This is a genomic window from Carnobacterium iners (assembly GCF_900177385.1).
Classification (GTDB): Bacteria; Bacillota; Bacilli; order Lactobacillales; family Carnobacteriaceae; genus Carnobacterium_A; species Carnobacterium_A iners.
Window position 1 is genome coordinate 2,147,080 of the sequence record NZ_FXBJ01000002.1, and the last position, 26,945, is coordinate 2,174,024.

Sequence of the window (26,945 nt, forward strand, 5' to 3'; positions counted from 1 at the left end):
TTTGTTCGTATAATAGAAGTATCAAACAAACGTTCGGAGGAATCGATATGGAAAAAAAATTAGCTGAGCAGTATTCTATTTTTTTTAATAAAAAAATCTCTTTGATAAAAAAAATTAATACCATAAAAACTTTATCTCAAATGCCGGAATATCAAATTTTACTTTTTTTAGCCCAGGCTTACGATCGGAAAAAGCCTATCATTCTTCAAATAAATAAAAATGACTACAATTTATCTATCAGTGAAAAGCATGGAACGATTAGTTATTTCCAGAATAAAAGTGGGATGCTTGTTTTAGAAAATACTGATTCTCAGATAACCCATATGCTTTGCTACAAAGACATCCGTCATATCCGTCTTGCTTAGATATGATAGTATGTATTGCAAATCTTTAGCTCTATTGTTTATAAAAAACATTATTAATTAAAAATATTCTAAATGAGCATCAGTTGATAATGACACATTTTTTATAATTTGTGTCATTTTTTTATTCTCGCGAATTGTAAAATTAAGCTAAACAACTAAAAAAGCCATTCGTGGTACACTCAAACTGTATTTCAACTAAAGAAAACATAGGAGTAATCACGTATGACCTACTCCTATCTTACTAATAAAGAACTAATAATGATAAAAACATATTTCCATCAAAAGGTTTATATTTTGACAACTGTCAAAAAACACAATCTAATGCTTCGAAACATTTTATACTACATTCTTTTTCTACGTTCTATCGGACGCAATCAACTCAAGTATCTTTACCCTGTTTTCTTCGCACGATTTCTTTTGCTTTATCTATTAAAATTATAAAAGGAGATCCATTTAGGATGAAAAATCCTTTCAATTCTTTTGCTGTGTACTTACCATTTACCAGACGTCTATATCTTTTCGTTCACCTTTAAAATTGTTGTTTTTTTGATGGCGCTCCGCCAATACCGTGGCAACATCATCAACGGCAATGCCTTGATTATGCAGTAAGACTCCAAGGTGGTACAGCAAGTCAGCTGTTTCATTTGCAGTATTTTTTTTGTCTGCATTTTTTGTGGCAATGATAACTTCAATTGCTTCTTCACCAAATTTTTTAGCTATTTTATCGGTTCCTTCTGTTAACAGATAATGGGTGTAGGAAGCCTCTTCTTTATCTTTTAACCGGTCTTGAATGATCTTCTCGATATCTTTCAGAGTAAAAGCTGGAGCAATGTTGAAATAGCTTTCCGTATTTCGGTGACAAGTTGGTCCTGCTGGGTCTACCAATATAAGCAAAGCATCTTGATCGCAGTCCAAATACATTTCTTTTACATATTGGACATTCTGACTGCTTTCGCCTTTTTTCCACAGCCTTTCTTTGCTCCTAGAATAAAACCAAACTGCTGCTTCTTTTTTTGTGATTTCGAAAGCCTCTTCATTCATGTACCCAACCATTAGGACGTTTTTATTCGTGTAATGCTGCAAGATAACCGTCAGTAATCCTTGGGAAAAATCAGGCTTCAAATCATCGTAATTAGACATAACGCATCAATACTCCTTTTTTAGAACAGCTATCTTTTACTTCAGTAATAGAGACTTCTTCATCATGGAAAATGGAGGCGGCCAATCCGGCAGATACATCGGTCTCTTTGAATAAATCTGCAAAGTGCTGGGCGTTTCCTCCACCTCCAGAAGCAATGACAGGAATATGGACGGCTTGTTCAATTAGCCTCAATAACCGATGATCAAAACCTTGTCTCATGCCATCGTAATCCATACTGGTGACTAGTAATTCCCCGGCACCTAATGCCTCAACTTCTTTTACCCATTCGAGCGTTTGCTTAGGTGTTCGTTTTTTTCCGCCATGAGTATAGCAAAACCAATCTTCTTCTTCGGGTTCCCATCGTGCATCGATTGCAATACAGATGCACTGCGAGCCAAACTTCTCACTAGCCTCTTTAATAAATGAAGGATTTTCCAATGCAAAAGAATTCAAGCTAACTTTATCTGCTCCTGCATTGAGCAGCTGGGAGATGTCTTCCATATTTTTAATTCCACCTCCTATAGTCAAAGGAATAAACAATTCCTTAGCTGTCTTACGAATGACATCAATCATGAGTTCATGTCCTGTTTCAGTTGCAGAAATATCCAAAAACACCAATTCATCTGCTCCAAAAGCATTGTATTTTTTCGCCATTTTAACCGGATCACCGATTTTTCTTAATTGTTTAAATTGAATACCCTTGACCACTTGGCCGTCTTTTACATCCAAGCAAGGAATAATCCGTTTTTTAATCATAGTCTAGTCCCTCCCAGAAAGTATACGTGCTGGTTGCTTTTCTAACAATCGCTGCAGTAACAGCGGATTTTTTTTAATATATAATATCTTTGAGACTGCGTATACCACCTGGATCCCACAATAGGGTGTTTTGGATAACCTTACTAGTGCAACGGTTAATTCCCTATTTGGACCACCCAGCTTTCCATCTTTTGTAGTATCTGTATAAACAATACTTCCTAAAGGCAAATCGGTTACCGATTCGGCAACCTCGCAAATATTCTGTTCACTGACTTCTGTCCAGCCATTCAATGCAGCCTTCTCTACTTTCACATCAAGTCCCAAGTAAATCTTTCCGGGATAGCGTGTGGCTATTTTCGCAAACCATTCTCTATCTTGAAGGCCTTTGATTCCAACAATGATATAAGAAGCTACTGCTTCAAGGTAATGTCGAATGGTTTTTCCAGATTGGATTCCCCCACCGATTTCTATCGGAACGGTACTTTTTTAAGAATGTTTTGATATAAGCGCTAGAAGTTGGTTGTTTCTTGACTGCTCCTATCAAATCAACAATATTGATGCGTGTGACTTGAGGGTGTTGATTATAAAAAGTAATCGTTTCTTCGGGTGTTCGTTTCATTTCCTCTTTGGTTGCACAATCCTCTTCTATTAGGCGGACACTTTTATTGTCAATCAAATCGATTACTGGCCATATCTCATTCATGCAAATCCTCCTTGAAGTGCTTGATTTAAAATTGCCAATCCTTTTATTCCGCTTTTTTCAGGATGGAATTGAATACCCAAAATATTATCCTTTTGCACGATTGCTACTACTTCTTGCCCATAATCAGCTGTAGCGATAATGTTTTCTTTGGTGACTACTTTATAGGAATGAATGAAATATACATCTCCATTTAAAATTGGAAGAGTTGATTGCAACGCATTCCATCCGAGATGGGGTACGGGATACGGGCTAATGATTCTTTCAACTGTACCGGGCAGAAAGCCAAGACCGTCGATATTCCCTTCTTCACTGTGTTGAAACAACAACTGCATGCCAAGGCAAATCCCTACCAATAGTTTTGTTTCCTTTAACTCATTCAATAAAGGAAGCAGGTCTTGTGCTTGAATTCGTTCCATGGCATCTTTGAAGTGTCCAACACCTGGCAAGATAATAGTGTCTGCCTGTCGAAGGGCATCTTCCTCTTTGGTTACTTCTACCTCATAGCCCAGAAAACGGATGGCATTAGTTAAATTAGCAATGTTTCCCAAACCATAATCCATAATCGCTATCATTCAATCACTCCTTTTGAAAAATCTACATCCAAGTACAAATAAGAGCGTCTTCTGATATCGGTCACTAATCGAGCCAATGTTTCGTCCATCGATACATTGGTTGTACCATAATATGTTATACTCTCTTTTTCTTTACCCAGCTCAGTCAACAATTGTCCCAATACGATACCAACATCTTCAGTTGTACGGTGAGAATCCATATCTGTATCGCCATCGACTATCAAATTTAGTACAAAATGGCTGTGAAAAGCAAATAAATCCAGCATATAGTTCAAAAAACTAACTTCCGTTTCAATGCTAGACGGATCTAAACCTTGTTTTAATGACATACTGCTTTTTGTTTCTTTGGTATTGCGTTCTATAAATACTATCATTGTCTTCTCTCCATTCTTTTATAATTGATTCAAGTTGTGTTAATTATTCGTCTGTCCATTATTGAATAGTGAATAGCCTTTTACAGTAACGAATGGGACGAATCAAGATACATTATCGGCTAGAATCCTCTTTATCGAATGTACTCTCCTAATTCCAAGGCGACTTCATCGTAAGTAAAAACGAAGTTCGCTTCATTCGATAGTACAGTCATCATATCACTGACTTCTTTCTCAAAAATATCTTTCAATTTTCCAGCTAACTTTCTTTGATTATTCATAAAGGTTCCTAATTTAGTTGTATTCTTGAATAAGTATTCTGACTTGTTCCACAAACTGTGACACCCATGAGTAATGACATTAGTACGGCAATTATCCAAAAGCTACTTAATTTCTTCTTTATCTTACATTCTTCCTATATCTTTTAAAATTTTGAACCTAGAATTTATATCGCAAAACGGTTAAAAAAACTCCCGTGGTTCCACCTCAATTTATTGATGCTTCACAGTATCAATCTCAAAAAGTACTATCATACTTTTGCACTGTAACGGGTGCGAGTCCCGAATCCAACTACTCCCAAAAAATGGTTTCACCGATTAGCTCAAAGATGTGTTCAATACACTTGTTTATGTGCTCTCACCAACCGCACACTCTCTGATAAACAACCTGTATCTACTCTTTCTTTTCAAAGCCTATGTTTTTCTATTTGTTTTGTAATTGTTTTGTAATTGTTTTGTAATTGTTTTGTAATTGTCACCTAATTTATCATATAAAAAATGATTTGTAAATAAAAAAGAATTTTGATAGTTTCAATCAAAAGGAATTTCTTTTTTAACATAGAAGGTATCTCGTTCAACCAGATTGTATTTTTTTATTCATACTTTTATTTTTAATAACTTAACTAATTCCTGAATAATTCATAGATTTTTTCAAAAGCTACTTAATGTTTGTTGTGGCGCTACTTTTTATTTAATTTTCTTGCACCCTTTGGGTGTGAAAAAAGAACCCCAATCTGTTATGGTTAAAGCGACTAAACTAAACCATGAAAGGGATTCTCTAAATGGCTACATTACACGAAAATCACTCTGTCCAAAAAGCTACAATTTCCAGTTAAAAGGTAATGATTATAAAAAAAGAAGTAAAGAACGAAAAAATAGTAAAATAATTTCATGAGAAATAACACATAACAAAATATACTAAATTTTTGAAAAGTATGAATCATTCAGGATAGAATAGGTTTATTAAATTAATTTTTAGTAATATAAGAATACAAATAATATGGAGCGTTATCGATGACCATTGTGCTTAATTTATTTAACAGATAGGATACATAAAATGACATAGAATAGTATATAAAGAACCTTATTAAATCAAGGTTTTTTTTCATCTTAAAATTAAAAATCAGACACAAAATGTATCTGATTTCTTTTATAATCATTGTTTAATCTTTAAAAATATCATCAACGGTCGTCTCGAGAACCTGAGCTAACTCAAATGCCAATTTTAAAGTTGGATCATATCGATCATTTTCAATCGCATTAATTGTTTGTCGAGTGACGCTACACTTTTTTGCTAAAGCCTCTTGTGTAAGTTTTTTATCTTTTCGGAGTTCAAAAATTTTATTTTTCATAGCTACTCATTTTACGACTATAAATCCAGTAATATATAAAATAACTAACAATCACAATTAACAAATAAAATAACTCCGGATAATTAAACTCTACCATTGCTAAACGCTCATCATTCAAGTTAAAGAAATTGAAAACAAAGTTAATAATGAAAAACATTATTAGTAATAACCAACTACTTACAATCGCTTTATGTTTAATCAACTGTGAACGTTCGTCGTCCTTTTTACTTGTAACACCGTATTCATTATTTCCAGTCAACCAACCAATAACAAAAAACATAATTAAACCAACTACAAAAGTAATTATCCACCTGATTAACAATCAAATCACCTCACTAAAATGTAAAAAACTCTTTCCACTTAACTTTATAATAATAACTTCTTAATGTCAACAACTCTTTACATCTAATAAGTGTACTATCTTACTAAATTGGCCCGGTTATTGAATATTGAGTAAAGTAGAATATCTTCGGCATAACTTACACTCTAGTTGAGTTTTACATATTCATCACACTTTGTTAGATACATGAAATCTTATAGAATCATGTATTGATTGAATGAACCTTTAACACTTTTAGCGTATTGAAGTTCTTTTTTAGTAAAGATAATTTCTATCATCTTTCTACTTTTAACGAGTTAGCAGTGTATACAAAGTAGATACTCTTCTGGTATAATGAATAAAAGAAAGGAAGGGATTTTAATGATTAAGCTACCAGTTAAGCAGTGGGGAAACAGTCAGGCAATACGTTTACCAAAAAGCCTATTAGAAGCATTGGAAGCAGAAAAAGATGATGACTTAAATGTAGAAGTTATTAATCATTCGATTATATTAACCAAAGCAGAAAAAGAAGTCACGTTTGAAGAACTTTTTAAAGACTACAGTAAAGAAAAATTCACTACAGAAATACAAAGTTTTTCTCCTGTAGGAAATGAAAAATGGTAAAACAAGGCGATATTGTTAAGATAAATTTAGAGCCTAAACAAGGACATGAGCAACAAGGATACAGACCTTATATTTGCTTAAGTTATCATGGTGTCAGTGACTATGCTAATATAGCGGTCTTTGCTCCAATATCAAACACAGAACGCAACTATCCTTTATATATCCCCTTAAAAGGTACGAAATCTTCAGGAAAAATTTTGTTAGATCAATTAGTTACCATTGATTACAACGCAAAAGAATATAGTTACATTGAAACTGTTCCAGAGAAATTGAAAAATGAATTATTAATAAAGGTAAAAGTAATCTTTCAAAAAAATGAAAAGATAAAGTGATAAAGTAGTCTTAACAATGAAAATTATCATTTAGCAATGAAGGCTATTAACGTTTAAAAGGACTCAATCGCTTAAAAAGCAGTAGAGTCTTTGTTGCTATTATTCAGGTAGTGGTTGGTTTGTTAAGTTTTTTCAAATACACATTATATTTCACTACTTTTCTTAATAAATAACAATTTTTTCTAAATATATTATAACATTTTGTACTATTAACAACGCGTTCAATATTCTTTATTACATAGGTTAGGTTGTTAAAATAAAACACTGTTCTATCAAGTTTTATTTCCTGGCGTCCGAAAACAAAGATTCTAATTATACACCTTACTAAGAATGATAGTTATCATTTTTTTATACTACTTTAATAAAATTAGAGTTTTTGAATTGTTTCAAATAATAGAATCTAAGGAACATTTTATCGCCTCTTAGGAGTTAACTACATTTTTCCAAAAATGACTTTTATCAGCCTAATTGTAAAATTGATTTCATTAATATCTTGGAGTAAAGATGAAACGTAATATCTTTTTTTCATAATCTTATTAATTTATTTAAAAATACAACCTCCAAAAACAAGTTTCGGAGGTTGTATTATTCTTTTACGTACATATATTTTTTATCTAGCCACGTACTTTACGTGTAGGATCTAATTTCTTTTCAATTACTCCCAGCACAAAATCACTAATAATAGCCATTAATGCTGTTGGTATAGCGCCAGATAATATAATAGCCCCTCCATCAGTAGCATTAACTCCACGTGTTATAATATCACCTAGACCCCCTGCTCCAATAAAGGTTCCAATCGCAGTGATACCAATTCCAACAACTAGTGCATTACGAATGCCAGCCATGATAACAGATAGCGATAATGGTAATTCAATCATAAAAGTTAACTGTAATCTTGTCATTCCCATACCTTTTCCTGAATCCAAAACATTGTTATCAACGTTTTTTACTCCTGTATACGTGTTTTTTATAATTGGCAATAAAGAATATAAAAATACGGTAACAATAACTGTCGTTGTACCGAGCCCTAATCCAAGCATTAAAATAGAGAGCATAGCTAAGGATGGGATAGTCTGAATCACATTAGCTATCCCGATAACCCAATTTGCTAACTTTCCTCGACGGGAAATCAAAAACCCTATCGGAATACCGATAATTGCTGCAAAAAGGACACCGTAGATAGAGATTAAAAAATGTCGTGAAAATTGCTCCCAAATATAAAAACCATTTTCACTAAAGTAATACCATAATTGTTCCCATAGGCCTAACTCTGAAACATCCATCGTTATTCAGCCCCCTTTTTATCTTCGAAAAAATTATTTTCGTCAAGAAAATTTCGTGCAACTGTTTTAGGCTCTAACAAATCATTGTCTGCACTAAAATTCATTTCTTGCATTTTTTCTGTTGAGATCGTGTCTTTTAATTTTAATAAAATATCATTTAATTCTGGATATTCTTTTAAAACTTGGTTTGATGCAACGGGACTAGCATCATACGGTGGAAATAACTGTTTGTCATCTTCTAAAACAACTAAGTCATAACTTTTTATTCTTCCATCTGTTGAATAACCTAGAACAACGTCCATTTTATCTGCCTCTAAAGCATCATAAACTAGGCCAATTTGCATAGGATACACACGATTAAAGTCAAAGCCATATGTGTTTACGAAAGCATCGTATCCATCACCTTTTCTTTCCATCCATGAAGTATCAGCCCCCAGGTTAAGTTCTGAGATACTGTCTTTTAAATCGCTAATTGTTTTAAGTCCATATTTTTCAGAAGTTTCTTTTGTCACCATGAATGCGTAAGAGTTTGAAAAACCATAGCTTGGAAACCACTTTTGATCAAATTCTGTTTCAAATCCCTCTACAACAGTATCAAACGCTTTAATAGGATCTGTTATAGGGTCTAAAGCCAATTCACCTGTCAAAGAAGTCCCTGTATAACGAGCCCCTGATACGTTTGCATCTCCGCCAATTAATGCTTGATGATTTAGTGTAGATGAACCTAAATTATTAATAATTCCTGCATCAACATCTAAATAGTGCTCAACCATACCCTCGACAATAAAGGCTAAAATCTGTGTTTCGGAAGTCGTACCTCCTGTAATGATAATACCTTCTCCATCAAGCCCTCCACCTAAGCCCGGAAGTGAACAACTGCTTAATACAACAGTTGCAAAAAGAAGAATCACAATTTTTTTAAATTTATTGATTGTGTTCATTATTTAAAAACCTCCTATATTTTTATGCTTGAGCGAGTGTTACTTTTTCCTCTAGTTTTCCTAATAAAAAATCTATTATTAATGCCATTAATGTCACCGGTATCGTTCCGGCAAGAATAAATTCAGTACTAAACACATTTAATCCATTAAAAATAAAGTCTCCTAATCCACCAGCTCCGATATAAGAGGCTAATGCGGCCCATGCTATCACGTATACTCCAGAAAGACGGATACCAGCCATTATCACAGGTGCTGCTTGCGGCAATTCTACAAGCCGAATTAAATCTATATCTGTCATTCCCATACCTTTACCGGCATCTTTTAAACCTGCATCTACTCCTTGTACTCCAATAAACGTATTTCTTAAAATTGGCAGTAATGAATAGATAAATAATGCGACGATGGCAGGGATTTTTCCAATACCTAAAATTGGAATCATCAAAGCTAATAAAGCTAAAGAGGGAACCGTTTGTAAAATTGTTGCTAATCCAATAATAAATGATGATAATCTTTTAAACCGAGTTAGTACAATACCTAGAGGAACTGCTACGATAACTCCAAGAAACAAAGCAATCATAGAAATATAGAGGTGTTCCCAAGTTTTTAACAATAGGTCAGAACCATTGTTTACAAAAAAATCAACCATATCTCTTCCCTCCTATTCTTTACTTTCTTTTGCTGTCATCGATTCCATCTTATTTCCGTCAGGGATATCAGCTTCGTCGCTATCGCCCCAAATCGTATCATAAACAATATCCACTAGCGATGCGCGTGTAACAATTCCTACCAAGTGATTGTTTTCATCTACAACAGGTACATTTTTAAAGCCCCGTTTTAGAATACGCTGAACAGTGTCTCTCAAAAGAGTTTCTTTTCTTACAAAATAAACTTTGTTAGACATAATATCTCCAACACTCGTAGCTTTTTTTCTGTTTAAATCGATACTTTCAATATCAACAAAACCTTTAAGTACACCCGCGTCATCTGTTACCAATAATGTATCTACACGACGATCGCGCATGATTTTAATCGCGTCTGAAATAGATTTTCCAGGTGTGACAGATGCTGGATTTTTTAACATGACTTGTTCAACTGTTTGGATATTTGGTCTTGCTTGTATTAAGCGATCTTCGCCAATAAAATCTTCAACAAATTGATTAGCTGGAGCTGATAAAATATTATCCGGAGTATCGAATTGAACGACTTTTCCTTCTTGCATAATAACGATTCTATCTGCTAATTTTAAGGCCTCATCCATATCATGAGTAACAAATACGATTGTTTTATCTAATTCTTTTTGTAGTTCTTTAAGTAATTCTTGTAAGGAGTCTCTTGTAATCGGATCTAATGCACCAAATGGCTCATCCATTAAAATAATATCTTGATCAGCTGCTAGTGCACGAATAACACCTATTCTTTGTTGCTGACCTCCAGAAAGTTCTGATGGATACCGATCCAAGAAATCTAACGGTAAATCCACTTTTTTTATAAGATCTTCTGCTATTGCTCTTTGCTTTTTTAGAGGCCATTTCATTAATCGAGGAACTAACACAATGTTATTAAATATTGTCATATGAGGCATCAAGCCGATTTGTTGAATTACATAGCCAATTTTACGTCGCAACTTTACTGGATCTTGTTTCATAATATCTTCACCATTAATTAAAATCTGACCAGATGTGGGCTCAATCATTCGATTAATCATTCTCATGGATGTTGTTTTGCCACTACCACTCGTACCGATAAAAACAATAAACTCTCCTTTATTAAAAAAAAGATTGATATTTTCTACAGCTTTCTTGCCGCCTTTGTAGACTTTTGAAATATTTTTAAATTCAATCATCGTTTCCACCCTCTTTTTTAATTTTCATTTCTTTTATAAAAAACTCAGATAGTACAGCCTTATTATCCATTAAATAGCCTACATTATCAAATTTAACTTTTTCATTTGATATAATTAGTTAAAAATATCTTGTTTTTCATAATCTTCTAAACCCTTTCTTAAGCTCTTTACTCTTTTTAATTTAACTATAATTCATATCTTTAATTTTTTTGTTATTTTTAATCAATTAACGCATTTCTTTCAATTTTTTTAAATTAACGTTTAATTATTTTGTTTTTTAATTTTTGGTATTTAATTCATTTATTTATCGGTTTCTCATTAGGAAAGTACAAATTTTGGGCATAGTTCGCCCTTTTTTTTGATTGATTTTTTTAAAAGATTTTAAAAGATTAATGAGTATTTAAATATAATGTCGAATCCTTTGGATTCGATTAAAGACGGCATAAAACTCCGCTTGATAAACATGTGAACTAGAAAGTATTAGATACATTTCTCTTTCAGTACTCACTAGTTTACCAGCCACTTTGAATAAGTGAAGACGAATCGTATTAATTTGAAGTCCTTTATAATTTTTATCAAAACAAGTTGTACGCAAAAGATTGATTAGGTTATATGCAAGGACACTTATCATCATACGTGTACGATTTTCAATAAATTTAGGGCTATCTGTCTTATCAAAATAGAAAACATTTTTTTCTTCCTTAATGTAGTTTTCCATAGCACCACGCTTTTTATACGTCTCGAAAACTTGTTTTGATGAACTATTTTCTGAAAAATTTGAGGCAATAAACGTATGCTTGAAAAGTAACTCGCCCATTTCTCGAATGGATTGAATGCATACTCTACGCGGTCTAGACCAAGACGCTGCTTGATAGGAAACGGAATAATAGCACTCTTCTTTTTCATTCCAAGGATAATTATCGCCATAATACACAAACTCTCCTGCTAATCGGTATAAATTATTAGTATGTTTTAGGCGAATGACAAAGTTTGACCCATATTCTTCGCATAACTCATAAATATCAGGTGTTGCAAATCCACTATCTCCACGCACTAAAATATCTGTCGTAGGGACTGCTTGATTATAATGATCTAATAACGGTTCAAGAAACTCTTTAACTCCTTTAGACGTGTATTGATTTCCTGAACGAAGTTTAGCTTTTAAAAAATCGCCCGTTAATCCATCGAATGCGACTAATGGATGATAACCGTTTGTTCGATAGTGGGCATTATAATCTGTTTGTTCCTGAATACCGAAGGTATCAGAGTGTGTAGAATCCAAATCAATAATCATATTCATATCATTGCGAACAAATCTCGCTTGGTCAATTAATGTTTGATTAAAGGTTTCTAAATCATTAATCGTTTGGTCTGTAATGCAATCAAGAAACCGAGAGATAGTCGGTTGAGAAGCTAGACACTCTTCTAGTGATAGAGTTTGTAATACTGGATCATACTGTAAGATAGTTGCAGACGAATCAGCTTTATAGCCAGCAATTAGTTGAAGAATTAGTTATTTTAAAATTTTATGGTTAGTGTGTTTCCAATAGCGACGATTTTCATTATATGAAATGAGTTTTTTTGACAATTCTTCAAAATGAAAAGTATCCATTAATTCATCAACTAAAATTAATCCTGAATCACTCGATAAACGACCGCCTGTATGAGAGACATATAAATGGCTATTGAATTTCATTGCTTTTTCTTGTAAAGTAATCATTAAGAGAACCCCTTTCTATTGGTTGTTTGTGATGATATAACCCTATCAGAAAGGGGTTCTTTTTTCATCACCTAGTGGGTGATAAAGCAAATTAGTTTAAACGCTGTAAAATTAACATCGATTAATGTTTTTAGAAAAGCTATGAATTATTTAGGTTTAATAATTTAAAAATCAAAATAAAAAAACTTCCAAAATCTGAAAGTTTTAAAAAAATAATAAAATAAATTATTTTAAACTACTAGTTATAAAATTGGAGAAAATAGTCTAGAAAAAACTTGTTTAAATTTCAACCATTTTGATTGATTATCTAACATTTCTTGAGTCAACAAGTAGCTTTTTTCGATATCATTATAAAAAATATCTCTTTGCTGCTTAGCAACTTCAGGATCATAGATAAAAGCATTAACTTCGAAATTAAGTTTAAAACTTCTAACATCAAAATTAGCCGTCCCTATTGAACAAATTTCTCCATCTATAACTATCGTTTTAGCGTGTAAAAAACCATTATCATAAATATATACCTCCGCTCCAGCAGCAATCATTTCAGCTGCGTAGTAAGTTGTTGCACGATAAATAAAAGGATGATCAGGCTTATTTGGGATCATAATTTTAACATCTATTCCTGACATTACTGCTATTTCTAACGTTTCTAACAGAGAATCATCTGGAACAAAATAGGGTGTTTGAATAAAAATCGATTCCTTTGCCATACTAATCATTTTTATATACCCTTTTTTTATTTGCTGTATTTCTGAGTCTGGGCCACTTGATACAATTTGCATATTTGTTTTCCCTTGCTTTTTTATAAGTGGAAAATAATTTTCTTGATATTCTAACTTATAGTTAGTAACCGTTGCATTCCAATCCATTAAAAATCTACTTTGTAGTGGCAAAACAGCGTTACCTTCGATTTTCATGTGTGTATCACGCCAATACCCAAACTTTTTATATTCTCCTAGGTACTCATCGCCAACATTAAATCCACCAGTATATCCAATTTTACCATCAATGATAACAATTTTCCTATGATTACGGTAATTAAATCTTAGATTTATTAGACTGTGACTCGAGCCGAAGAAAGATTCTGCGCAGCCTCCTAAAGATTCTAATTTTTTAAAAAAGTTGAATTTCAACGAACGTGAACCTAAGGCATCATAAATAACTAAAACTTCTATTCCTGCAGCTGCTCTATCTTCTAATGCTGTCAGTACTCTTCTTCCAATTTTATCATCTTTAAATATATAGTAGATTAAATGAATATGATGTTTAGCATTATACATATCAGCAATTAACGACTCATATTTTTCTGCTCCATCCGTAAATAATTGGATTTTATTTCCTTTTGTCAAAATAGATTCATCACTTTCCAGAAATAGACTCGCCATTTCTTTAGCATTTTCAGATGCTTGCTTACTAGAAAGTAAATCTTCATCATCTGCTAACATTTCTTTTTGCGCTTGTACTAATTCATACATACCTATGCTTTCTTGAGCTTTAATATCAAAAATCTTTTTCCTGGATAACTTATTTCCAACAAATAGATAAAAGACAAAACCAACAACAGGTAAGAAAATCAAAACAACTAACCAAGCCCAAGTTGCTGCAATATCACGCTTTTCTCTAAAAACTGTAATAATAGCAAAAAAGGTATTTAACGTAATAATGATAGAAGTAATTGATAAAAATAGTTGCATAAGCAATCCTTTCAAATCGTTTTTTCTAATCTTACTATGTCCCATCATTTTTTACTAGTATTACCAAAACAATTAAAGTCATTCCTTAACAGTTAGCGGGAGATAAAGGGATTATAATTTTCTTATTTTAATTGAGCTTACTTTTTTCTGTTGGTAGAAATAAATCAGGACTTGTCTTACTTAATAAAACTAACACCATTGCTGTAACAGTCATCGTAGCAAACGCGCTACTGCCATTCGCAATAAACGAGTACCAAACTGGGCTCATTCCTTCGGGGGCATAGCTTCCCCAAAAATAATATCCAGCAACAAAATGCCAGAAGAAGCGGGCAATTGTTCCTACGATTGCTGCAAGAACAATATAATAAACTGCTTTAATCTGTTTACTATTTTTGATTGTAGCTTGAACTGGTTTTGCCAATAATCCTGCCATTCCAGCAAACGTAAATGCTATAAAATATTCAATAAATCCTTGAACTAGACTCAAGATTGCGACATTACCGGTTAGATAATGCAAAATCCCCCATAAAAAACCTGCAGTTAAACCCGCAATTGTTCCTCTTCTAAGTGAATATAAAACCAAAGGGATCATCCCTAATGAAATGGTAAAGCCTGTTCCAATATTAGTAGGTATCATAGATAAAACAATCGCTGTTGCTGCCACTATTGTTCCTTCAATCCATACTCGTAAACTAATATTTTCCATAAAAAAACCTCCTCTTAATGTGCTGAACAGTGCCACACATCAAAGGAGGAGCTAAAATGATTATTTTATTAATCAGTTGCCCCGTCACAATCCCTACGCTCGTACTAACGAACAGGTTCGAAGGGTTAGAATCAAAGATTCAATCTCAGCTTTACAGCACCCCTTTGTGATGGTTGTTCTATTTTATTTTTTCTTACTTAATTACTATAATAAACATATATGTCCTTGTCAAGTCGTGCTAATAAAATGTTTGTGTCAAGTTTTTCTCGAGCGTCCTATTACCATGCTAGTTTAGACGTTTTATTCTTGTACACTCATCAGCTACCGCACGGCTACGCCGCTTGCTGGCCCATCTTTTGGGAGAAGGTTCCTAAAACCAGGAACCTTCTCCCAAAAGACAGGAATTAACGAAAACTTTTAATTAATTGTCCTATTGCTGATGAACGGGAGGCATATAACGGAATAGTCCCATTTTTTGCCCCGACTGACTGCCGTGTTTTCTCATGCAATAACGACGATAAACGAACCGTTTGGTTTAACTTACGTTGATTTCTCGCACTTCTATTTTGTTGGTGAAGATAGGCTTCACGCAAGGTGTGATTAAACATCCCTTGTTTTACCTTTACCATAGCTTCGCAACCTTCTGCGCTCCAATGCATTCCTCGCTTTTTCATGCGAAAAGAGATACGTCGTTGATTGGACTCCATTGCGCCTAAACCTCTTGCGTCCTTCGGCGCTTGTTCTACTTTTTCGCGCCAATCGAAAATTCGATCCCAATTTCGTACTACATAGGTTCGAAATGTAGTCAGTTTTTCCACTGCAGAAGTTTCATCTAGCGTACTTTCATACGTATCCAACCAAATAGTTAACTGATCTAAATCATGCGTCTTTAATGCTTGTTTGACCTGCTGTTTAAAAATGGTAGTTTTCACGCCAAATGCACGGTTTAACCCTTGAAAAACATGATAAGAGTCTAGCTGATTTAAAACAGGGTAGTTCGATTGAGAAAAAGCTTCTTGGAATTTGTCTGCGGTATACCCTTGTCCGCCGTCACTATTTGTAATGATTTGAGCTTGTTGTAAGGCATAATGATTCGCTGTAAAGGCTTGAATCTCTGCCCAAAAACCAGCGGTTTTTTTAGTCGTCATAATGGCTTTGGGTTCCTTTAAAGAGACGCGTTTCCCATTTTTATTCCAGCCTTCATAAAGGATGGCATGACGAACTTCTAAGCTCTTTTTCTTTTTTGTCCCACGGACAAAAACTCCATCAGCCTCGGCATAAAGATAGTCTACCTTTTTTCCTTCCGGCAACTCAGCTGATTCTTCTAGTTCCAATACGCTCTCTTCATCTTCACGTGCTTGTGCGGATCCAACGCGTTTGAGAAGACTACCGACTGTTTGATGACTAATCGTAACAGCTGTCCATTCATTTAACATATTTGCAGTATCTCTATAAGTAACTTTACTCGCCAACTCTGCCACTTTTACTTCTACTAATGGACTATGGCGTTGATATTTCCGAATACCTAGCCAGTCATCTAGCGGATAATGATTTTGACTCTCTTGATCTATCATCAAGGTACGACAATAACGAACAGACCCAAAAATAAACTGAACGGTTTTCCAATCTTCTCGTTTCACTTTCCAACCTTCCTCTTGTTTCTGCTCTTTGATTACCTGATTGAGATGAGTGAAGACATCTCCTACTAATTCAGCGAATACTTCATACATACAGACTTGAATAGCTTCTTCTGTCTCTATTAAATTGCTTGAATCCTTTATTATTTGGTAAACCTTTGATATAATCTTATTCATAAGAAGGCCTCTTTCATTTATGTATTTGCCGCTCAAGCATACATTTATGATAGAACGTCTTCTTTCTTTTTGCTAGTAAAAAATAATAGTATCTCGAGAACTATTTTACACATACTAATAAAATGATTTTTTTATACTTAAATTAAAAATTATCTGATCCTATACTTGAATCAGATATGGGCTTTTTTGGTACTTCTGATTCTTTATCTGGTTTTGGAACTAGAACTGGCTTCGCATCTAGTTCTAGTTCTGGTTCTGGCTTTGAAACTGAAGTCTGATCCGGTTTCACTGTTGAATTTGGATTTTTATTATCAGAAGGTTCCAAAGGTTTTGCTGGTTCATAAGAGTCTGGATTCCAAGTACTTCTAGACTCTTTATATATTGTATTCGGCTTACTTTCTATCTATTCATTATTTTACATGTCTTGTTCCGTTTATTCTAGCAATTTTTCTTCTATCGCTCTTTTCTTTTTTAATTAACTGTTCTTCAATGAGCTTTAATCGTTTTTTTATTTTATTTTTCATAGTCCTAACTTTGTACTAACTTTTTCCTGTAACTGCTTAAATTGTTTTCTTGTAACGTTATCTCTAACTATTTTTTTATTAGTTCTTTCAAAAAGTGTAGTAAAAGCTCTAACTGTTTCTTCGTTATGCTTAAATTTTACTGTCGCTTCAATTAACTTCTCACTTAATTCTTTAAATAAAGTTAAAGATAAGAGTTCACTATTTTTTAAAAAAATTTCTGCTTCTTTAGCTATTTTTTAACTATATTGTCGGATAAAATCTTTTCTGTTAACAAACTCTTATTTCTTCTTGTGTTTTATAGAATAAACTTGCTGTGTTTACGTCTTTTAATAATTCCTCATTAGCTAAATCAGTTGACAATCCTTCAACTTGTTGTATAACATTCTTCAGTTATTTTTTAGTAGAGTTATTAGCTAATTCGTGTTCTCTCATCTTTAAACAAGCTATTAAATAATCATTTTATTGTTTCTATTCAATCTATCTTTTGTTCAGATTTAGTCATTTTTCTGCTTGCACCGACCTATTATACTGGGCTCCTTTTATAATAACTGCAGCAGTAAATAAGGCTAAAAAACCAAGTAGGACATTTTTTATTCGTTTTTTTACTTTCAATTACATTTTATTTTATTTTTTATAGTTAGTATCTCTATAAACTAGCTATATTTTTTTAAAGTAGATAAACTTAAACCTATTATTTTCTTTGTAACGCTCTTTAGTATCTTTAAAGCCCGTTTTTAAATAAAGCATTTGGCCACTAAGATTATCATAATCAACAGCTAAAACGACTTTATTTATATTATCAAAACTGTTCCTTATATAAATAGGTAATGCCTCTATAGATAATTTTCCGAATCCTTTTTCTTGAAATCGTTCATCAATAGAATGATCTCTTAGAAATAGACTAGTATTATCCATTGGAAAAGTTTCAATAACCTTATTTTTTTGTAAAATGAAAAAACCTACCAGATTCTCTTTATTTAAAATCAAAATAGGGTGTTTTTGTGTTTCATGTAGACTATTTGTCATCGCCTTTATTGGCATATCTGCATATTGATGGTCTTCTAGCGCGTAACTTTCTATGAGTGGTATATCCCCTATTGTAGCTTCTTTTAACTTAATCCCTTTATATTCAATCATTTCTCTCACCACCTGTTCTTAATGATTAAATCATTTTATGCAAAAAATAATACCCCTAATAAAAGTAGAATTCATTGTTACCATACCTTCTAAATCCATTTCCTGGTTTCATCAAATAAATAACTAGTTTAAGTCTGCTCTTTAATATAGTAGCGTTGTATCAAATTACTTCTTATCTTTTTAAATAAATCATTTTATAATTGGTTTAAAAGATAGAAAGCTGGTAAAATCATTGTAATTCGAGTAATAACACAATTAGTTTTATTCTATTTTCTTTTGGTGTCTCAAAAAAATTTTTGTTTATCTTTTTCATCAACTATTTTTCTTAAAGAACTTGATAATTCATTGTTTTAATAACGTTTCTGGCCTATTTAATCTATCTAAAATCTCATGCTTTTTTGATTAATCTCCTTAAAAAAACCACTTTTTTAGTTAGCAGTCTATTGTTTTTTCTTTAAATGAGAAAATTCTTATCTAATTATAATTTTTCTCTCATAGTTCTTTTAAAACAGGAATAACTTGCTGTTATTGGCTAGTATTGGAAAGTCTGTTTGTTTTCATTTAAAGCTTTACATGGTAAGCTTTATCTTGTGCTCACTTCTAGTATAGGCTTTTTAACAGAAAAAATCTATTTTTAATAGTAAAAAGTAATTCAATTATTTTTAGTTTTTCTGTAATAATCGTATGTAAATAGTTGGTAAAAAAAATAAAAAAAGGAGTCGGTTTTATTGACGAAGATTAAAGTAGAAAATGTTACAAAAATTTTCGGTAAAAAAAGTGAACGTGTTACTGAGCTTCTAGACCAGAATAAATCAAAGCAAGAAATTTTACAAGAAACAGGCGTTACTGTTGGTGTCAACAATGTTAGTTTTACAATCGAAGAAGGTGAAGTTTTTGTCATCATGGGTCTATCTGGTAGTGGTAAATCCACTTTGGTTAGAATGCTTAATAGACTAATCGATACAACGCAAGGGAACATCTACATTGATGGTGAAAATCTATCTAAGATGAGCAAGAAAGACTTGCGTGAAGTAAGACGTAAGAAGATGAGTATGGTTTTCCAAAACTTCGCACTATTTCCTCAACGTACAATTCTTGAAAATACCGAATATGGTTTAGAAATTCAAGACATTGATAAAAAAGAAAGAACCCAAAAAGCTACGCAAGCTTTAGAAAACGCTGGCCTAGGTGATTACATTCATCAACACCCTAATCAATTATCTGGTGGTATGCAACAACGTGTCGGTTTAGCTAGAGCATTAGCTAATAATCCTGAAATTCTATTAATGGATGAAGCTTTCTCTGCTTTAGATCCACTCATTCGAAAAGAAATGCAAGATGAGTTAGTAGAACTACAAGCGACCGTAAAGAAAACAATTATTTTTATTACTCATGATTTGAATGAAGCTTTAAGAATTGGCGATCGCATTGCTTTGATGAAAGATGGCGCTATTGTACAGATTGGAACACCTGAAGAAATTTTAATGAAACCTGCAGATGATTACGTTGAACGCTTTGTTGAAGATGTTGACCGTTCTAAAGTTCTTACTGCTGAAAACATTATGAAACGACCTGAAACAGTTAATATAAATAAGCATGGTCCACGTGTTGCATTAGAACAAATGAAACGTGAAGGAATATCAAGTATTATTGTCGTTGACGATAATCGTAACTTAAAAGGTTATGTAACTGCTGAAGATGCTTCTGAAGCACGTAAAAACTCGATTACAAGTCTGGAAACCATTCTAAAATTAGACATACCAACAGTTGATCGTACAACAACAATGAATGATATTTTTTCAGTTATTCACGATACAGTAACCCCTGTTGCTGTAGTAGATAACAAAAAATTAGTTGGTATTATTGTTAGAGGAGCGGTAATCGCTGCACTAGCAGGCGAAAGCGAGGAGGAATTAATCAATGAATAATATTTTAAACTTAGTTCCTAAGCTGCCAGTAGCTGAACAAATTGAAAGATTAACAAGATGGATAACACAAACATTTTCATTTCTGTTTGATCCTATTCAAACATATTCAGAATTATTTATGGATGGAATCACAACCTTTTTATTGTTTATTCCACCAATCATTTTTATTCTCTTAATTGCGCTACTAGCATTCTTTGTCTCTGGCAAAAAATTTGGCTTAACTACTTTTTCAATCGTAGGTTTATGGTTCATTTATAACCAAGGACACTGGGAGAATTTGATGAATACTATTACTTTAGTATTAGTAGCTAGTCTACTTTCAGTTATTATTGGTGTTCCATTTGGAATATTAATGGCTAAAAGTACAATTGCTAACAATATTTTGAAACCAGTTTTAGACTTCATGCAAACTATGCCTGCCTTTGTCTATCTTATACCGGCAGTTGCATTTTTCGGTATCGGAGTCGTTCCAGGAGTTTTTGCTTCTCTAATCTTTGCTATCCCTCCTACTGTTCGTTTTACTAATTTAGGGATACGTCAAGTCTCTACTGAATTAGTTGAAGCATCAGAAGCATTTGGTAGCACAGGTTTCCAAAAATTATTTAAAGTTGAATTGCCTCTTGCAACATCCACAATCATGGCAGGAATTAACCAAACGGTTATGCTAGCATTATCAATGGTCGTTATTGCTTCTATGATTGGTGCGCCAGGTTTAGGTAGAGAAGTTCTCTCTTCATTGCAACGTGCACAGATTGGAACAGGATTTGTTTCTGGTATTGGCTTGGTTGTATTAGCCATTATTATTGACCGTATCACTCAAAAATTAACCAATAAAACTAAAAAATAGTAAAAAGGTGGTTTTAATTTGAGAAAGAAAGAATATAAATATCTAGGGATCATAACAGGACTTGCCCTTTCCATTTTCGCAGCAGGTTGTTCAACTGATAACTCAAAAGTGATTAACGATGATTCAGTAGGAAAGGGTCAAGAAATTGATCTTGCTTATGTAGAATGGGATACAGAAATAGCTTCTACAAATGTGATTGGAACTGTTTTAGAAGAACTAGGCTACGACATCAACCTAATCCCGCTTGATAATGCCGTTATGTGGGAAGCTATTTCAACTGGTGAAGCTGACGCAATGGTTGCTGCTTGGCTGCCTGATACACATGCAGCACATTACAAAAACTATCGTGGAAATCTTGTAAACTTAGGTGAGAATCTAGGTGGCGCTAAACTTGGTTTAGTTGTTCCTAAATACATGGACGTTGATTCTATTGAAGACTTGACGAATGAAGCTAATAAAACAATTACTTCAATTGAACCTGGTGCAGGCATAGTGGCTGCGGCAGAAACTGCAGTTGAAGAATATGATAGTCTGAGTGGTTGGGACTTAGATACTTCTTCATCTGGGGCGATGGTTGTTGCTTTAAAAAAAGCTATTGAAAATGAAGAAGAGATTATTATTACTGGCTGGTCTCCTCATTGGAAATTTTCAACCTATGATTTAAAATATCTTGAAGATCCTAAAAAAGCTTTTGGAGGAACAGAAACAATCAACACAATGGTCAGGACAGATTTAGAAAAAGATATGCCTGAAGCCTATAAAGTTTTGGATCAATTTAATTGGACAAAAGAAGACGTTGAATCTGTTATGTTACCTATTAGTGAAGGTGAAGATCCTAAAGATGCAGCAAAAGAATGGATTAAAGATAATTCCGATAAAGTTGAAGCTTGGACTAAGGATGTAGTTAAATAAAATTTATTAAAACATTAATAAAGGGGTTTTATTTTGAAAAAAAATAATTTCAACTATTTAGGGATTTTGACAGGACTTGCACTTTCATTGTTCGCTACAGGTTGTGCATCTGATGATGCACAAACAACTAAAGATGATTCTGTAGGCAAAGGTCAAAAAATTGATCTTGCTTATGTAGAATGGGATACAGAAGTAGCTTCTACAAATGTGATTGGAACTGTTTTAGAAGATCTGGGCTACGACGTTAACCTAATTTCGCTTGATAACGCCATTATGTGGGAAGCTGTTTCGAACGGTGAAGCTGACGCTATGGTAGCTGCTTGGCTACCTGAGACGAACGCAGCGCATTATGAAAAATATGGTAAGGACCTAGAAAACTTAGGTGAAAATTTAAGTGGTGCTAAACTCGGTTTAGTTGTTCCTGAATACATGGACGTTGAGTCTATTGAAGACCTAACGAATGAAGCTAATAAAGCGATTACTGGAATTGAGCCTGGTGCAAGCATAGTAGCCGCAACAGAAAACGCATTAAAACAATATGATAGTCTAAATGATTGGAACTTAAATACTTCTTCATCTGGAGCAATGACCGTTGCTTTGAAACAAGCTATTGAAAACGAAGAAGAAGTCGTCATTACAGGATGGTCACCCCACTGGATGTTTGCAACATATGACTTAAAATATCTTAATGACCCTAAAGAAATTTTTGGTGGAATAGAAACAATTAACACAATGGTTAGAAAAAATTTAAAAACAGATATGCCTGAAGCTTACAAGGTTTTAGATCAATTTAACTGGACAACTGAGGATATTGAAACTGTTATGTTAGCAATCAGCGAAGGTGAAGATCCCAAAGATGCAGCAAAAGCATGGATCAATGATCATCCCGAGGAAGTTACGGCTTGGACAAAAGACGTAAAAAAATAATAACGTTAAAACATTTACTAAAAAATATATAGAAGGTGGTTTTATTTTGAAAAAAAATAATTTTAAACATTTAGGACTTGCAACAGGATTGGCACTTTCATTATTCGCAGCAGGTTGTGCGTCCGATGATGCAGAAACAGCTAAAGATGATTCAGTCGGTAAAGGTCAAGAAATTGATCTGGCATATGTCGAATGGGATACAGAAGTAGCTTCTACAAACGTTGTTGGTTCTGTTTTAGAAGGTTTAGGCTACGATGTTAACCTAATTCCTCTTGATAATGCTGTTATGTGGGAAGCTGTTTCGACAGGCGAAGCAGATGCTATGGTTGCTGCTTGGTTACCCGGTACTCACGCAGCTCAATATGAAAAATACGGTAATGATGTTGATAATTTAGGGGAAAATTTAAGTGGTGCTAAACTTGGTTTAGTCGTTCCTAAATACATGGATGTTGATTCTATTGAAGACCTAACCGACGAAGCTAGTAAAACAATCACAGGAATTGAACCTGGTGCTGGTGTCGTTGCTGCTACAGAAACGACAATGAAAGAATACGACAATTTAGGGGATTGGAAATTAGAAACCTCTTCATCTGGCGCTATGACCGTTGCATTGAAACAAGCTATTGAAAATGAAGAAGATATTATTGTTACTGGTTGGTCTCCTCACTGGATGTTTGCAACCTATGATTTGAAATATTTAGCTGACTCTAAAGAAACTTTCGGCGGAGTTGAAACAATTAATACCATGGCTAGAAAAGATTTAGAAAAAGACATGCCTGAAGCTTATAAAGTTCTAGACCAATTTAACTGGACAACTGAAGATATTGAATCTATTATGTTAGCTATCAGCGAAGGTGAAGATCCTAAAGATGCTGCAGAAGCATGGATCGATGATCATGCTGAAGAAGTTGCAGCTTGGACAAAAGGTGTAAGTAAATAAAATTAATTTAATTACCTAGTTTTCACTTAATTTATAAACTAAAAAAAGATGTTTCTTCCTCATTTTGGGAGAAGCATCTTTTTTTGTTGCAGTTTTTTTTATTTTTTCAATCTAATCATTTTCTAATTAAGCACTCTTTAAGCTGTTTTTGCTGTGATACACTTAATCTAATACTAATTCGCCTATAGTACACTAACAAGATACGTTAAACACCTATATGAGCCACTCTAGCATCTCTATCGGCTTAACATAAACAAAAAACTTCCAAAAAAGGCCTAAAATAACCTTTTCTGGAAGTTTTTTTGTTTACTATTTAGTTTCTTCTATTTCTTGAACTTGTTTCCATAATAATTGGCAAAATAACAGGTCTTCTTCTTGTTTGTTCGAATAAATACTTGCTAAGCGCATCTCTAATTTCTTGTTTTAGACGACTCCACTCAAATTCTTTATGATTTAAGTTATCTTCTACAACTTTTCTAACAATCTCGTTGCTTGATTCAATAAGATCTGTATTTTCTTTAACGTATACAAATCCACGAGTCATCACCTCAGGGCCTGACATAATTTTACCTTTTTTACGACTAATAGTTACCACAGCCACAAAAATACCATCTTCAGACAATAATTTACGATCTCTCAACACAATGTTTCCAATGTCTCCGATACCAATACCGTCAACCATCGTGTTACCAGCAGTTACTTGACCGGACATAGACATGCGACCAGCTTTGTATTCAACAACATCGCCTTTTCCAGGAATAAAAATATTTTTAAAAGGAATGCCCACTTCGTGAGCTAACTTTGCGTGTGCTGCTAAGCGTCGGTACTCTCCAGTAACAGGAATGAAATAAGTTGGTTTAATCAGATTTATCATTAACTTTAAATCATTAGGAGTAGCATGTCCAGAAGCCTTGATATTATCAGAAATCTGTTTTACTTCTCCGCCTGCACGATAAATCATATTTTTCGTCTTATTAACCGTTACTTCCATACTTACAGAAGGACTAGTAACTATATAAACTAAATCGCCTTCTTTAATGTTAATTTGTAAATGTTTCCCCATCGCCATTCTTTGAAGAGTTTTAATCGGCTCTCCAGTTGTACCCGTTTCTAAAACAACGATTTCATTATCTGGATATTTTTCAATATCTTCAATTGAAACGATTAAATCTTCATTAGGTAAGTGTATTTTTTTTAACTTCATGGCTAATTCAACAATCTCTTCTACCTTTTTGCCAGTAAAAAATATTTTTCGACCAGACTTATAAGCTGCATCCATCACTTGTTGAATCCGTAGAATATTACTAGCAACGCTAGCTACAATAATGCGTTCTTTAGTGTTGCGGAATGTATCTTCGACTTGTTCAGCAACTTTATAATCACTCATATTTTCGATAGAGCTCTCAGCGTCACTTGAATCACTTAATAAAGCTAATACTTTACTCTTTCCAATATCGCTTATTTTAGCTAAATCAGTCTGATAAGCAGGAGTAGCACTTTGATCAAATTTAAAATCACCAGTATAAACAATGCTGCCTTCAGCTGTTTTTAATGTTACACCTACTGAGTCTGGAATAGTGTGGGTTGTTCTAAAAAAACCTAAAACAGCGTGCTCAAATTCAATTTCAGTATCTTCATCAACAATATGATAGTCATCAAAATGACTGACTTGGCTATCTTTTTCAACAAATAATTTTGCTAATGCAATAGTCAATTCTGTACCAAAAACAGGCACATCAAATTTTTGAAGAAAATAAGGTAGTGCCCCAATTGCATCTTCATGTCCATGTGTTAAAAATACGCCTGTTACACGATCGCGATTTTCTTCTAAATAACTAAAGTCAGGAATGACAATATCGATTCCTAATAATTCTGTTTCTGGATACATTAACCCGCAATCCAAAACAAATATTTCTTCATCTACTTCAACAACATACATGTTTTTTCCATTTTCACGTACGCCACCTAGTGGAATTATTTTAATATTACTCATTTCTTCACCTCTGTTTCTTTCTATTTATTTTTATTTATTCGTTAAATTTAAACTATTTAAAATCGTTTGTATTTCTTCTTTTGTACAATCTACTAAAGGCAATCTTACGCTTCCTACTTCTACTCCTAGCGTGTTCAAAACCATTTTGACGGGTGCAGGAGAAGGAACAGAGAAAAGACTATTCATTTTAGGTATTAATTGACGATGCTGATTTGCAGCCTCAACAATTTTCCCTTTACCAAGAAGATCATACATATCTTTCATTTGATTACCTAATATATGACTTGCAACAGAAATAACACCAGTAGCTCCTATACATTTAGCTGGGAAAGTCAGGTTATCTTCACCAGTATAAACAAGAAAACCATCCTTTGTTTTTTCAATAATTTCACTCATAGCATCTAAACCCATACACTCTTTAATACCAATGATATTTTTGAAATTTGCTAAACGAATCGTTGTAGTAGGATCAATCGATACACTTGTTCTACTTGGAACATTATAAATAATAATAGGTAAATCCGTATTTTTAGATACGGCTTCAAAATGAGCATATAATCCAGCTTGGTTAGGTTTATTGTAATACGGTGCCACAACTAGTACCGCATCTATACCTTTAATGTTCTCTACTTCTTTTGTAAAGGAGATTGTTTCAGCCGTACTATTTGTCCCTGTCCCTACAATAACTGGAACACGGCCATTGATAATCTCTGCTGATTTCTTATATAGTTCTAACTTTTCATCGTGAGATAATGTTGGAGATTCACCTGTTGTTCCACCTATGACAAGTCCTTCGCTTCCGTTAGCTAAAAGATAATCAATTAAGGGTTCTAATTTATCATAATCAAGTTGCCCTTTTTCATTAAATGGGGTAGTCATTGCTGTTATAATTCTTGCTTTTATTAAACTCATTAAAGACACCT

The 26,945-nt window shown here is 33.4% G+C and carries 24 protein-coding genes, 4 pseudogenes, 1 riboswitch and 1 other annotated feature; of the genes and pseudogenes, 7 read left to right on the forward strand and 21 right to left on the reverse strand.

The features are described from left to right. Positions 1–47 precede the first annotated feature (47 nt). Positions 48–365: a hypothetical protein gene (locus B9Y54_RS10285; protein WP_085560148.1), complete on the forward strand. Its 318-nt coding sequence runs from the start codon at positions 48–50 to the stop codon at positions 363–365. 498 nt (positions 366–863) lie between these two features. Here B9Y54_RS10285 and hisIE read toward each other — a convergent pair whose 3' ends face one another. From hisIE to B9Y54_RS10330, 9 genes are all read right to left on the reverse strand, one after another. Beyond that, positions 864–1,505: a bifunctional phosphoribosyl-AMP cyclohydrolase/phosphoribosyl-ATP diphosphatase HisIE gene (hisIE, locus tag B9Y54_RS10290; RefSeq protein WP_085560149.1), complete on the reverse strand. Its 642-nt coding sequence runs from the start codon at positions 1,503–1,505 to the stop codon at positions 864–866. Beyond that, a complete protein-coding gene (gene hisF / locus B9Y54_RS10295; protein ID WP_085560150.1) occupies positions 1,498–2,262 on the reverse strand; it encodes an imidazole glycerol phosphate synthase subunit HisF in 765 nt (254 codons plus the stop codon). The genes hisIE and hisF overlap by 8 nt, the downstream gene beginning before the upstream one ends. Before the next feature lie 3 nt (positions 2,263–2,265). Continuing rightward, positions 2,266–2,733 (reverse strand): HisA/HisF-related TIM barrel protein, encoded by a 468-nt coding sequence (locus B9Y54_RS12970; protein ID WP_085560151.1) that lies wholly within the window; start codon positions 2,731–2,733, stop codon positions 2,266–2,268. Further along, positions 2,681–2,965, reverse strand: a complete 285-nt coding sequence (locus B9Y54_RS12975; RefSeq protein WP_085560152.1) for a HisA/HisF-related TIM barrel protein — start codon at positions 2,963–2,965, stop codon at positions 2,681–2,683. Before B9Y54_RS12975 ends, B9Y54_RS12970 begins: the two co-directional genes overlap by 53 nt. Then, entirely contained in the window at positions 2,962–3,537 is a 576-nt protein-coding gene (gene hisH, locus B9Y54_RS10310) for an imidazole glycerol phosphate synthase subunit HisH (RefSeq protein ID WP_085560153.1), read from the reverse strand. The genes B9Y54_RS12975 and hisH overlap by 4 nt, the downstream gene beginning before the upstream one ends. Then, positions 3,534–3,911: a hypothetical protein gene (locus B9Y54_RS10315; RefSeq protein ID WP_085560154.1), complete on the reverse strand. Its 378-nt coding sequence runs from the start codon at positions 3,909–3,911 to the stop codon at positions 3,534–3,536. Before B9Y54_RS10315 ends, hisH begins: the two co-directional genes overlap by 4 nt. A 131-nt stretch (positions 3,912–4,042) precedes the next feature. Then, complete coding sequence (locus B9Y54_RS10320; RefSeq protein WP_085560155.1) at positions 4,043–4,243, reverse strand: hypothetical protein; 201 nt, start codon at positions 4,241–4,243, stop codon at positions 4,043–4,045. Positions 4,244–4,358: 115 nt separating this feature from the next. Beyond that, positions 4,359–4,606 (reverse strand) — a binding site (T-box leader). A gap of 743 nt (positions 4,607–5,349) precedes the next feature. Further along, positions 5,350–5,538 carry a helix-turn-helix transcriptional regulator gene (locus B9Y54_RS10325; RefSeq protein ID WP_085560156.1) on the reverse strand — a complete coding sequence of 63 codons (189 nt, stop codon included), beginning with the start codon at positions 5,536–5,538 and terminating at the stop codon, positions 5,350–5,352. After that, positions 5,528–5,860 (reverse strand): DUF2178 domain-containing protein, encoded by a 333-nt coding sequence (locus B9Y54_RS10330; RefSeq protein ID WP_234987902.1) that lies wholly within the window; start codon positions 5,858–5,860, stop codon positions 5,528–5,530. The genes B9Y54_RS10325 and B9Y54_RS10330 overlap by 11 nt, the downstream gene beginning before the upstream one ends. Positions 5,861–6,238: 378 nt before the next feature. Here B9Y54_RS10330 and B9Y54_RS10335 point away from each other — a divergent pair, with 378 nt between their 5' ends. Further along, positions 6,239–6,481 carry an AbrB/MazE/SpoVT family DNA-binding domain-containing protein gene (locus B9Y54_RS10335; RefSeq protein ID WP_085560158.1) on the forward strand — a complete coding sequence of 81 codons (243 nt, stop codon included), beginning with the start codon at positions 6,239–6,241 and terminating at the stop codon, positions 6,479–6,481. Next, positions 6,475–6,813 (forward strand): type II toxin-antitoxin system PemK/MazF family toxin, encoded by a 339-nt coding sequence (locus B9Y54_RS10340; RefSeq protein ID WP_085560159.1) that lies wholly within the window; start codon positions 6,475–6,477, stop codon positions 6,811–6,813. The genes B9Y54_RS10335 and B9Y54_RS10340 overlap by 7 nt, the downstream gene beginning before the upstream one ends. 614 nt (positions 6,814–7,427) lie before the next feature. Here B9Y54_RS10340 and B9Y54_RS10345 read toward each other — a convergent pair. From B9Y54_RS10345 to B9Y54_RS10390, 10 genes and pseudogenes are all read right to left on the reverse strand, one after another. Further along, a complete protein-coding gene (locus tag B9Y54_RS10345) occupies positions 7,428–8,096 on the reverse strand; it encodes an ABC transporter permease (protein ID WP_085560160.1) in 669 nt (222 codons plus the stop codon). A 2-nt stretch (positions 8,097–8,098) separates the two neighbouring features. Further along, entirely contained in the window at positions 8,099–9,028 is a 930-nt protein-coding gene (locus B9Y54_RS10350) for an osmoprotectant ABC transporter substrate-binding protein (RefSeq protein WP_085560570.1), read from the reverse strand. Positions 9,029–9,059: 31 nt separating this feature from the next. Continuing rightward, a complete protein-coding gene (locus B9Y54_RS10355) occupies positions 9,060–9,683 on the reverse strand; it encodes an ABC transporter permease (protein WP_085560161.1) in 624 nt (207 codons plus the stop codon). 12 nt (positions 9,684–9,695) lie between these two features. Then, entirely contained in the window at positions 9,696–10,880 is a 1,185-nt protein-coding gene (locus B9Y54_RS10360) for a betaine/proline/choline family ABC transporter ATP-binding protein (protein ID WP_085560162.1), read from the reverse strand. Positions 10,881–11,280: 400 nt separating this feature from the next. Beyond that, a pseudogene (locus B9Y54_RS10365) lies at positions 11,281–12,600 on the reverse strand (IS1380 family transposase). A 242-nt stretch (positions 12,601–12,842) separates the two neighbouring features. Next, the gene (gene cls, locus B9Y54_RS10370) at positions 12,843–14,294 is read right to left on the reverse strand and encodes a cardiolipin synthase (protein ID WP_085560163.1); all 1,452 of its coding nucleotides are present in this window, start codon (positions 14,292–14,294) and stop codon (positions 12,843–12,845) included. 127 nt (positions 14,295–14,421) lie between these two features. Then, the gene (gene thiT, locus B9Y54_RS10375) at positions 14,422–15,000 is read right to left on the reverse strand and encodes an energy-coupled thiamine transporter ThiT (protein ID WP_085560164.1); all 579 of its coding nucleotides are present in this window, start codon (positions 14,998–15,000) and stop codon (positions 14,422–14,424) included. A gap of 73 nt (positions 15,001–15,073) precedes the next feature. Beyond that, positions 15,074–15,174: riboswitch (TPP riboswitch) on the reverse strand. 230 nt (positions 15,175–15,404) lie between these two features. After that, on the reverse strand, positions 15,405–16,814 hold the full coding sequence (locus B9Y54_RS10380) for an ISLre2 family transposase (protein WP_085560165.1): 1,410 nt from the start codon (positions 16,812–16,814) through the stop codon (positions 15,405–15,407). Between the two features lie 142 nt (positions 16,815–16,956). Further along, the gene (locus tag B9Y54_RS10385; RefSeq protein WP_085560166.1) at positions 16,957–17,139 is read right to left on the reverse strand and encodes a hypothetical protein; all 183 of its coding nucleotides are present in this window, start codon (positions 17,137–17,139) and stop codon (positions 16,957–16,959) included. An 856-nt stretch (positions 17,140–17,995) separates the two neighbouring features. Then, positions 17,996–18,475, reverse strand: a complete 480-nt coding sequence (locus B9Y54_RS10390; RefSeq protein ID WP_085560167.1) for a GNAT family N-acetyltransferase — start codon at positions 18,473–18,475, stop codon at positions 17,996–17,998. Between the two features lie 728 nt (positions 18,476–19,203). On the opposite strand from B9Y54_RS10390, the gene B9Y54_RS10395 reads away from it, so the two are divergent. The 4 genes and pseudogenes from B9Y54_RS10395 to B9Y54_RS10415 all read left to right on the forward strand — a co-directional run. Then, positions 19,204–20,403 carry a quaternary amine ABC transporter ATP-binding protein gene (locus tag B9Y54_RS10395; protein WP_085560168.1) on the forward strand — a complete coding sequence of 400 codons (1,200 nt, stop codon included), beginning with the start codon at positions 19,204–19,206 and terminating at the stop codon, positions 20,401–20,403. After that, positions 20,396–22,162, forward strand: a pseudogene (locus B9Y54_RS12870) (ABC transporter permease/substrate binding protein). Before B9Y54_RS10395 ends, B9Y54_RS12870 begins: the two are co-directional and overlap by 8 nt. Before the next feature lie 153 nt (positions 22,163–22,315). Next, positions 22,316–23,089 (forward strand): annotated as a pseudogene (locus tag B9Y54_RS10410) (glycine betaine ABC transporter substrate-binding protein); the annotation flags it as partial. A 166-nt stretch (positions 23,090–23,255) separates the two neighbouring features. Continuing rightward, positions 23,256–24,029, forward strand: a pseudogene (locus B9Y54_RS10415) (glycine betaine ABC transporter substrate-binding protein); the annotation flags it as partial. 313 nt (positions 24,030–24,342) lie between these two features. Here B9Y54_RS10415 and B9Y54_RS10420 read toward each other — a convergent pair. Together B9Y54_RS10420 and dapA are read right to left on the reverse strand one after the other, a co-directional pair. Beyond that, a complete protein-coding gene (locus B9Y54_RS10420; RefSeq protein ID WP_085560173.1) occupies positions 24,343–26,022 on the reverse strand; it encodes a ribonuclease J in 1,680 nt (559 codons plus the stop codon). Positions 26,023–26,052: 30 nt separating this feature from the next. Further along, positions 26,053–26,934, reverse strand: coding sequence for a 4-hydroxy-tetrahydrodipicolinate synthase (dapA, locus tag B9Y54_RS10425; protein ID WP_085560174.1), 882 nt, complete (start codon positions 26,932–26,934; stop codon positions 26,053–26,055). Positions 26,935–26,945: the final 11 nt, after the last annotated feature.

What these genes read in the sequence shown, in the direction of transcription:
- B9Y54_RS10285 (WP_085560148.1), top strand. Translation starts at nt 48, where the DNA reads ATGGAAAAAAAATTAGCTGAGCAGTATTCTATTTTTTTTAATAAAAAA.
- hisIE (WP_085560149.1), bottom strand. Translation starts at nt 1,505, where the DNA reads ATGTCTAATTACGATGATTTGAAGCCTGATTTTTCCCAAGGATTACTG.
- hisF (WP_085560150.1), bottom strand. Translation starts at nt 2,262, where the DNA reads ATGATTAAAAAACGGATTATTCCTTGCTTGGATGTAAAAGACGGCCAA.
- B9Y54_RS12975 (WP_085560152.1), bottom strand. Translation starts at nt 2,965, where the DNA reads ATGAATGAGATATGGCCAGTAATCGATTTGATTGACAATAAAAGTGTC.
- hisH (WP_085560153.1), bottom strand. Translation starts at nt 3,537, where the DNA reads ATGATAGCGATTATGGATTATGGTTTGGGAAACATTGCTAATTTAACT.
- B9Y54_RS10315 (WP_085560154.1), bottom strand. Translation starts at nt 3,911, where the DNA reads ATGATAGTATTTATAGAACGCAATACCAAAGAAACAAAAAGCAGTATG.
- B9Y54_RS10325 (WP_085560156.1), bottom strand. Translation starts at nt 5,538, where the DNA reads ATGAAAAATAAAATTTTTGAACTCCGAAAAGATAAAAAACTTACACAA.
- B9Y54_RS10335 (WP_085560158.1), top strand. Translation starts at nt 6,239, where the DNA reads ATGATTAAGCTACCAGTTAAGCAGTGGGGAAACAGTCAGGCAATACGT.
- B9Y54_RS10340 (WP_085560159.1), top strand. Translation starts at nt 6,475, where the DNA reads ATGGTAAAACAAGGCGATATTGTTAAGATAAATTTAGAGCCTAAACAA.
- B9Y54_RS10345 (WP_085560160.1), bottom strand. Translation starts at nt 8,096, where the DNA reads ATGGATGTTTCAGAGTTAGGCCTATGGGAACAATTATGGTATTACTTT.
- B9Y54_RS10355 (WP_085560161.1), bottom strand. Translation starts at nt 9,683, where the DNA reads ATGGTTGATTTTTTTGTAAACAATGGTTCTGACCTATTGTTAAAAACT.
- B9Y54_RS10360 (WP_085560162.1), bottom strand. Translation starts at nt 10,880, where the DNA reads ATGATTGAATTTAAAAATATTTCAAAAGTCTACAAAGGCGGCAAGAAA.
- cls (WP_085560163.1), bottom strand. Translation starts at nt 14,294, where the DNA reads ATGCAACTATTTTTATCAATTACTTCTATCATTATTACGTTAAATACC.
- thiT (WP_085560164.1), bottom strand. Translation starts at nt 15,000, where the DNA reads ATGGAAAATATTAGTTTACGAGTATGGATTGAAGGAACAATAGTGGCA.
- B9Y54_RS10380 (WP_085560165.1), bottom strand. Translation starts at nt 16,814, where the DNA reads ATGAATAAGATTATATCAAAGGTTTACCAAATAATAAAGGATTCAAGC.
- B9Y54_RS10390 (WP_085560167.1), bottom strand. Translation starts at nt 18,475, where the DNA reads ATGATTGAATATAAAGGGATTAAGTTAAAAGAAGCTACAATAGGGGAT.
- B9Y54_RS10420 (WP_085560173.1), bottom strand. Translation starts at nt 26,022, where the DNA reads ATGAGTAATATTAAAATAATTCCACTAGGTGGCGTACGTGAAAATGGA.
- dapA (WP_085560174.1), bottom strand. Translation starts at nt 26,934, where the DNA reads ATGAGTTTAATAAAAGCAAGAATTATAACAGCAATGACTACCCCATTT.